General features: G+C 73.7%; 2 protein-coding genes. Both read left to right on the forward strand.

The annotated features are described in order from the left end of the window. A partial coding sequence (locus ACWC97_RS33845) for an SDR family NAD(P)-dependent oxidoreductase (protein WP_450653647.1) occupies positions 1-3,285 on the forward strand: 3,285 nt, incomplete at its 5' end. A gap of 65 nt (positions 3,286-3,350) precedes the next feature. Continuing rightward, positions 3,351-7,783 (forward strand): beta-ketoacyl synthase N-terminal-like domain-containing protein (locus tag ACWC97_RS33850; RefSeq protein WP_450653649.1); only part of this gene is annotated, 4,433 nt, incomplete at its 3' end.

A 7,783-nucleotide genomic window follows, 5' to 3' on the forward strand; every position in this document is an offset into this window, starting at 1 on the left:
CGCAACCTGCGGCAGACGGTCGAGTTCGAGACGGCCGTGCGGACGCTGGTCGCGGAAGGATTCGGCACCTTCGTCGAGTCCAGCGCCCACCCCGTGCTCGCGATGGGGCTGGAGGAGACCATCGAGGACACCGGTGGCCGGGCCGTCGTCGTCGGTTCGCTGCGGCGCGACGAAGGCGGCTGGGGGCGGTTCCTGACCTCCGTGGGGCAGGCGTGGTCCCGAGGCGTGACGGTGGACTGGCCCGCCGTGCTGCCGCCGGTCACGGGGCGCCGCGCCGAACTGCCGACCTACCCCTTCCAACGGCAGAGCTACTGGCTGAACGCCACGCCTCGCACCGGTGATTGGACGACAGCAGGACTGGCCGACGCCGGACACCCGCTGCTGTCCGCCGCCCTCGAACGCGCCGACGGCGACGGAGTGGTGTTCACCGGCCGGCTGTCGCTCGACGGCCACCCCTGGCTCGCCGACCACGAGGTACTGGGCACCTCTCTGGTCCCCGGATCACTGTTCCTGGAACTCGCCCTGCACGCGGGAGAGACGACCGGCTGCGCGCGCGTCGAGGAACTGACCCTGCACGCCCCGCTCGCTCTTCCCGAGCACGGTGGCGTTCAGCTTCAGGTCACCGTCGGTGAGCCGGACAGTGAGGGCAGGCGCCCCCTGGGAGTGCATGCACGCCCCGACTCCGGACAGGCCGATGACGGCGCACAGCCGTGGACCCACCACGCCGAGGGACTGCTCGGCCCCGACGGGCCGCCGGCCCCGGACGCCGCCCCGGACGACTCGGAGTGGCCGCCACGCGCGGCACAGCCGCTGTCCGTCGACGGCTTCTACGCGGAGCGTGCGGCCGAGGGCTACGGCTACGGACCGGTGTTCCAGGGGCTGCGGGCCGCCTGGCGGCTCGGCGAGGAGATCTACGCCGAGGTGGCACTGCCCGAAGAGGCGACGGACGGCGTCGCACGCTTCGGCCTCCACCCCGCGCTGCTCCAGACCGCCCTGCACGCCCTGCAGCTCCCGGCCGCCGAACGCCTCGTACCGGGGCCGGCGGACGGACCGGTGGTGCCGTTCATCTGGACGGGGGCGACCCTGCGGGCCTCCGCTGCCACCGCGCTCCGGGTCAGGATCGCTCCTGCCGCCGAAGCGGGCACGGTGTCCCTGGAGGCGTACGACCTCACCGGCGCCCCGGTCGCCTCGCTCGCGTCGCTGACGCTGCGTCCGGTGCCGCGCGAACAGCTCGCACGGCTCGCACGGAGCGGGGCGGGTGGCCGGAACGGCGATGCGCTGTTCGAGCTGGGCTGGGTGCCACTGCCCGCGGCGCAGAGCGCGCCACCCGCGTTCGAGGGCCGGTGGGCGGTGCTCGGCGAGGCGCAGGCGTACGCGATCGCGGGACAGCTCAAGACGGACGGGCTGGACGTGGTGGAGTACGACGCGCCGCACGACATCGGGGACGAGGTACCGACAGCCGTACTGCTGCCGGTGGCGGGCCCGGCGGCCCACGGCGACGGAGCGGCCGGTGGCGGTGACCGCGGCGAGGACCTTGCCGCGCGGACCCACACCCTGCTCTTCGACGTGCTCGACACGCTTCAGGAGTGGCTCGCGGACGAGAAGTTCGAACGGTCCCGCCTGGTGGTCGTCACCCGGGGCGCGGTCACGGGAGTGCCCGGGGGACACAGCCCGGATCCCGCCGCCGCGGCGGTATGGGGGCTGCTGCGCTCGGCGCAGACGGAGAACCCCGGCCGCTTCCTCCTCCTCGACGCCGATCCCGGCGAGTACGGCTCCCTCGCCGGGGCCGTCACCGCGGCCCTGGAGGCGGACGAGCCCCAGATCGCCCTGCGGTCCGGCCGGCTCCATGTGCCGAGACTGGCCCGGATCACGGCACCGCCGGCCGCCGCGAGCGCGCCCTTCGGAACCGGAACGGTCCTGGTGACCGGCGCCATGGGCACTCTCGGTGCCCTGGTGGCCAGGCATCTGGTGACCGAGCACGGAGTGCGGCGGCTGCTGCTGACCAGCCGTCGTGGTCCCGCCGCCGAGGGCGCCTCCGAGCTGAGGGCGGAACTGACCGGCCTGGGCGCGCGCGTACGGGTGGTGGCCTGCGACATGGCCGAACGGGAGGACGTGGCCACGCTGCTGGCGTCCGTACCGGCCGAGCATCCGCTGACGGCCGTGGTGCACACCGCTGGAGTGCTGGACGACGGCATCGTCGCCGGGCTGACCCATGAGCAGGTGGCCTCGGTACTGCGGCCCAAGGTGGCAGCGGCCTGGCATCTGCACGAGCTGACACGGGACTCGGACCTGGCCGCCTTCGTCCTCTTCTCCTCGGCCGCCGGCACCCTCGGCAGCCCCGGACAGGCCAACTACGCGGCGGCCAATGCCTTCCTCGACGGCCTGGCACACCACCGGCGGGCCACCGGCCTGCGGGCGCTCTCCCTCGGCTGGGGACTGTGGGCGGACGACAGCGGCATGACCAGTGCCATGAGCAGCGCCGATGTGGCCAGGATGGCCCGCTCCGGCGTGGCGCCGATGGCCGCGGACGCCGGACTCGCGCTCCTCGACGCGTCCTTGTCGGCGGACCGGGCGTACCTGCTCGCGGCGCGGGTCGACACCTCGGCCCTGCGGGCCGCCGCCACGTCCGGTCCGACGCCCGCCGTCTTCCGCGGCCTGGTCCGTACCTCGTCCCGCCGTATCGTGAGCGACCAGGGCGGGCACCACGGCACCTCCGGCTCCGCCTGGGCGCGGGCACTCGTCGGCCTCGACGTGTCCCAACAGCGGGAAAAGGTACTGGAGCTGGTGCGCGGCGAGGTCGCCGCGGTACTGGGGCACGGCAACCCGAACAAGGTGGAGACCGACCGCGGGTTCAAGGACCTCGGCTTCACCTCGCTGACGTCCGTGGAGCTGCGCAACCGGCTGGCCACCGCCTCCGGGCTGCGGCTGCCGACGACCCTGGTCTTCGACCACCCCACCCTCGAAGCACTCGCCGAGCGGCTGCGCGGCGAACTCGCCCCCGACGGCCACGACCCCGACACCTCCCTGCTGGCGGAGATCGAACGACTGGAGCGGGCCCTGCTCGACCGGTCCGCCGCATCCGCCGCCCCGGAACCCTCCGGGCCCGACGGCACGGCGGTCGACGCGGCCACCCACGAAAAGATCGGCGCCCGCCTGCAGGCTCTGCTGTGGAAGTGGAACGACCTGCGCGCGGCACCCGATGAGACCGCCCTGGACGAGGACCTGACAGCGGCGACCGACGACGAACTGTTCGACGCCCTCGACGACGAGCTCGGCATCTCCTGAAGCAGTCATCTCCCGAAGCAGTCGGACCTGACAAAGACCTGGCCACCTTGAAGGGGTTTGCCGCCATGGCTCAATCGGCACAAGAGGAAAAGCTCCGCGACTACCTCAAGCGGGCGACGACGGAACTGAAGCAGGTCAGAAGGCGGCTGCGGGACGCCGAGGACAAGGACCAGGAGCCGATCGCCATCGTCGGCATGGGCTGCCGGTTCCCCGGCGGGGTGCACTCCCCCGAGGACCTGTGGCGGTTCATCGCCGCGGACGGCGACGCCATCGGCGACTTCCCCACCGACCGGGGCTGGGACCTGGCCGGGCTCTACGACCCCGACCCCGACAAGCCCGGCACCACCTACGCCCGCGCCGGCGGTTTCGTGGCCGGCGCCGACCGCTTCGACGCGGACTTCTTCGGCATCAGCCCGCGCGAGGCGGAGGCCATGGATCCGCAGCAGCGGCTCCTCCTGGAGACGTCCTGGGAGGCGATCGAGCGCGCCGGTATCGACCCGGCCACCCTGAAGGGCAGCCGGACCGGCGTCTTCGTCGGCACCATCGCCCAGGACTACGCCCGCCGCCCCCAGGAGGTCCCCGACGGCTACGAGGGCTATCTGCTGACCGGCAGCACCACGAGCGTCGCCTCCGGCCGGGTCGCCTACACCTTCGGCCTCGAAGGGCCGGCCGTCACCGTCGACACCGCCTGCTCGTCCTCACTGGTCGCGCTGCACCTGGCCGTCCAGTCGCTGCGCAGCGGCGAATGCACACTCGCCCTCGCCGGCGGTGTCACCGTCATCACCGCCCCCGGCATCTTCACCGAGTTCAGCCGGCAGCGGGGGCTCTCCGAGGACGGCCGCTGCCGCTCCTTCGCCGCCGCCGCGGACGGCACCGGATTCGCCGAGGGCGTCGGACTGCTGCTGGTCGAACGCCTCTCGGACGCCCGGCGCCACGGGCACCCCGTCCTCGCCGTGGTCCGTGGCAGTGCCGTCAACCAGGACGGCGCCAGCCACGGCCTGACCGCGCCCAACGGGCCCTCCCAGGAGCGCGTCATCCGCCAGGCGCTGCGCAGCGCGCGGCTGTCGCCGGCGGACGTGGACGCGGTGGAGGCCCACGGCACCGGCACCGGCCTCGGCGACCCGATCGAAGCACAGGCACTGCTGGCGACCTACGGGCAGGGCCGATCCGAGGAATCGCCCCTCTGGCTCGGCGCCGTCAAGTCCAACATCGGGCACACCCAGGCGGCGGCGGGCGCGGCCGGGGTCATCAAGATGGTGATGGCACTCCGGCACGAGGTGCTGCCCAGGACCCTGCACGTGGACCGGCCGACGCCCCATGTCGACTGGTCGTCCGGCGCGGTGTCGCTGCTCACCGAGCCGGTGCCGTGGCCGGGGTCCGCCGACCGTCCGCGCCGCGCGGGGGTGTCGTCCTTCGGCATCAGCGGTACCAACGCCCACGTCATTCTGGAACAGGCCCCGGTGGAGGCCCCGGAAGACGCCCGTCAGGCACCTGCCGCGGCCGCCCCCGCCGCACGTACGCCACAGCTGCCCTGGGTCCTGTCCGCGAAGACCCCTGCCGCGCTCCTGGGCCAGGCCGGACGTCTCCTGGAGCAGTTGACCGCCGATGACGCCCGGGTCGACAGCGCCGACATCGGGTTCTCCCTGGCCACCTCGCGCACCCGCTTCGACCACCGCGCGGTGGTCCTGGCCGAGGACCGCGACGGGTTCCTGCGCGGGCTGGAGGAGCTGCGCGACGGTGCCGTCTCGACCGCCGGGCTGGTCCGGGGCCAGGTCCCCGACGGCGGCGGCAGGACGGCCTTCCTCTTCACCGGCCAGGGCAGCCAGCGTCCCGGCATGGGCCGCGAGCTCCATGCCGCCTTCCCCGCGTTCGCACAGTTCTTCGACGAGGTGTGCGCGGCACTGGACCCACACCTGGAGCGCCCGCTGCGCGAGGTGATCGACACCGAACTGGTGCACGACACCGCTTACACCCAGCCCGCGCTGTTCGCACTGGAAGTGGCGCTGTACCGGCTGGTCGAGTCCTGGGGCATGGTGCCCGACCTGATGATCGGCCACTCGATCGGCGAACTGGTCGCGGCCCATCTGGCCGGGGTGCTGACCCTGCCGGACGCGGCCCGGCTCGTCGCCGCACGCGGAAGGCTGATGCAGGCGCTGCCGGAGGGCGGCGCCATGACCGCGGTGGAAGCGACCGAGGACGAGGTGCGCCACCGCCTCGGCCCCTGGGCGGGGCGGGCCGACGTGGCGGCCGTCAACGGGCCGTCGGCCACGGTGATCTCGGGCGACGAGGAGGCCGTCCTCGCCGTGGGCGCGGAATTCGCCGCGGAGGGCCGACGCACGCGACGGCTCCGCGTCAGCCATGCCTTCCACTCCTCGCACATGGACGCGATGCTGGACGAGTACCGCTCCGTCGCCGAGGAGTTGACGTACTCCGAACCCCGCATCCCGGTCGTCTCCAACGTCACCGGAAACCCTGCGCTGCCCGGCGAACTGGGCTCGGCGGACTACTGGGTGCGGCACGTCCGTGACGCGGTGCGCTTCCGTGACGGCGTCGCCGCGCTGCGCGCCGAGGGCGTCACCGCCTTCGTCGAGATCGGCCCCGACGCCGTGCTCACCGCGATGGCGGCCGACTGCCTCGCCGCGCACTCCCCGGAGACCGGCGAGCACCACCCCGCCCACACCATCGCCCTCCAGCGCGGCGACCGCCCGCAGCCGGAGGCCGTGCTCACCGGCATCGCCCAGGCCTTCGTCCACGGCGTACCTGTCGACTGGCCCGCGCTCCACGCGGGGAGCGCCGCCCGGCAGGTGGAACTGCCGACCTACGCCTTCCAGGGCGTGCGGCACTGGATCGAGGCCATGGCCCCGACCGGCGACCTCACCGCAGCGGGCCTGACCTCGGCCGGACATCCGCTGCTCGGCGCCTCGGTGTCCCTGGCGGACGGCGACGGTCTCGTCGTCACCGGGCGGCTCTCCCTGCGGACCCATCCCTGGCTCGCCGACCACACCGCCGCCGACGTCACCGTCCTCCCCGGGGCCGCCTTCGTCGAACTCGGCCTCAGAGCAGCCGACCTGGTGGGCTGTGACGGCATCGACACACTCGACATCACCGCCCCGCTGGTGCTGCCGGAGCAGGGTGCGGTGGAGATCCAGCTCGCCGTCGGCCCGGCCGACGACGACGGCCACCGGACGCTGCGCATCCACTCCCGCACCGGGGAAGCCTCCCCGGACGCACCGGAGGACGAGGCGGGGCGGGGCGAGTGGACCCGCCACGCCTCCGGCGTCCTCGCACCGGCCGGCCGCACGGCGCCGCCGGAACCGGAGAGCGGCGCCTGGCCGCCCCCCGGAGCCGTACCCGTGCCGGTGGCCGGTGCCTACGAGCGGCTGGCTGCCGGTGGTTACGGGTACGGGCCGGTGTTCCAGGGGTTGCGGGCGGTGTGGCGGCGGGGTGAGGAGACCTTCGCGGAGGTGGTGCTGTCGGAGGAGGCCGTGCAGGACGCGGACGGGTTCGGGATCCACCCGGCGCTGCTGGACGCGTCGCTGCACGCGCTGCTGCTCGGCCGGGCCGAGGGCGACGGCGCCCCGACCGACACCCTTCCGCTGCCCTTCTCCTGGACGGGGGTCACGCTCCACGCGACCCGGGCCCGTACCGTTCGGGTGCACGTCGCGCCCGTCGGGAACGCCGAGGACGGCAGGTCGGCGGTCTCCCTCGCGATCCACGACCCGGCCGGTACACCCGTCGCCACGGTCGAGGCGCTGACTCTGCGGGAGATCCCCACCGCCCGGCTCGTCGTCGACACCACCGCCCGCCAGCGCGACCGGCTGTTCCACCTCGACTGGACCCCGCTCCCGCTGCCCACCGGCACCGCCACCACCCCGGCAGCCGGCTGGCCACGGCTCTCCGAGGCGGCTGACCTCGACGAAGTGCCCGACGTGGTGGTGCTGCCGGTGGTGGCGCCCGATGGCGAGGACGACCTCCCGACGCGGGTGCGGCAGACCCTGACGGACGTCCTCGAAGCGGTTCAGGCATGGCTGGCCGACCCCCGCTTCGAGGAGTCCCGGCTCGTCGTGGTCACGCGAGGCGCGGTCGCGGTGGGGACGGAGGACCCGGTCGCCGAGCTCTCCGTAGCACCGGTGTGGGGCCTGCTGCGCTCGGCGCAGACCGAACACCCCGGCCGCATCGTCCTCGCGGACGTCGACACCGACGACGACAGCGCCCACACCCTCCTCGGCCGTGCCGTCGCGACGGACGAACCCCAACTCGCCCTCCGTGCCGGCACCGTGCACGTACCCAGGCTGGCCGGACTGCCCGACACCGCCGGCCAGGACATCTCGTTCGCCCCGGAGGCGGACGGAGACGATGGTCGTGGTGATGGCTGGACGTTGGTGACGGGGGCGACGGGGACATTGGGTGGGTTGGTGGCGCGGCACTTGGTGGTTGGGTGTGGTGTGCGTCGGGTGTTGTTGGTGAGTCGTCGTGGTGTGGGTGCTGAGGGTGCTGT

This window comes from Streptomyces sp. NPDC001108 (assembly GCF_053598535.1).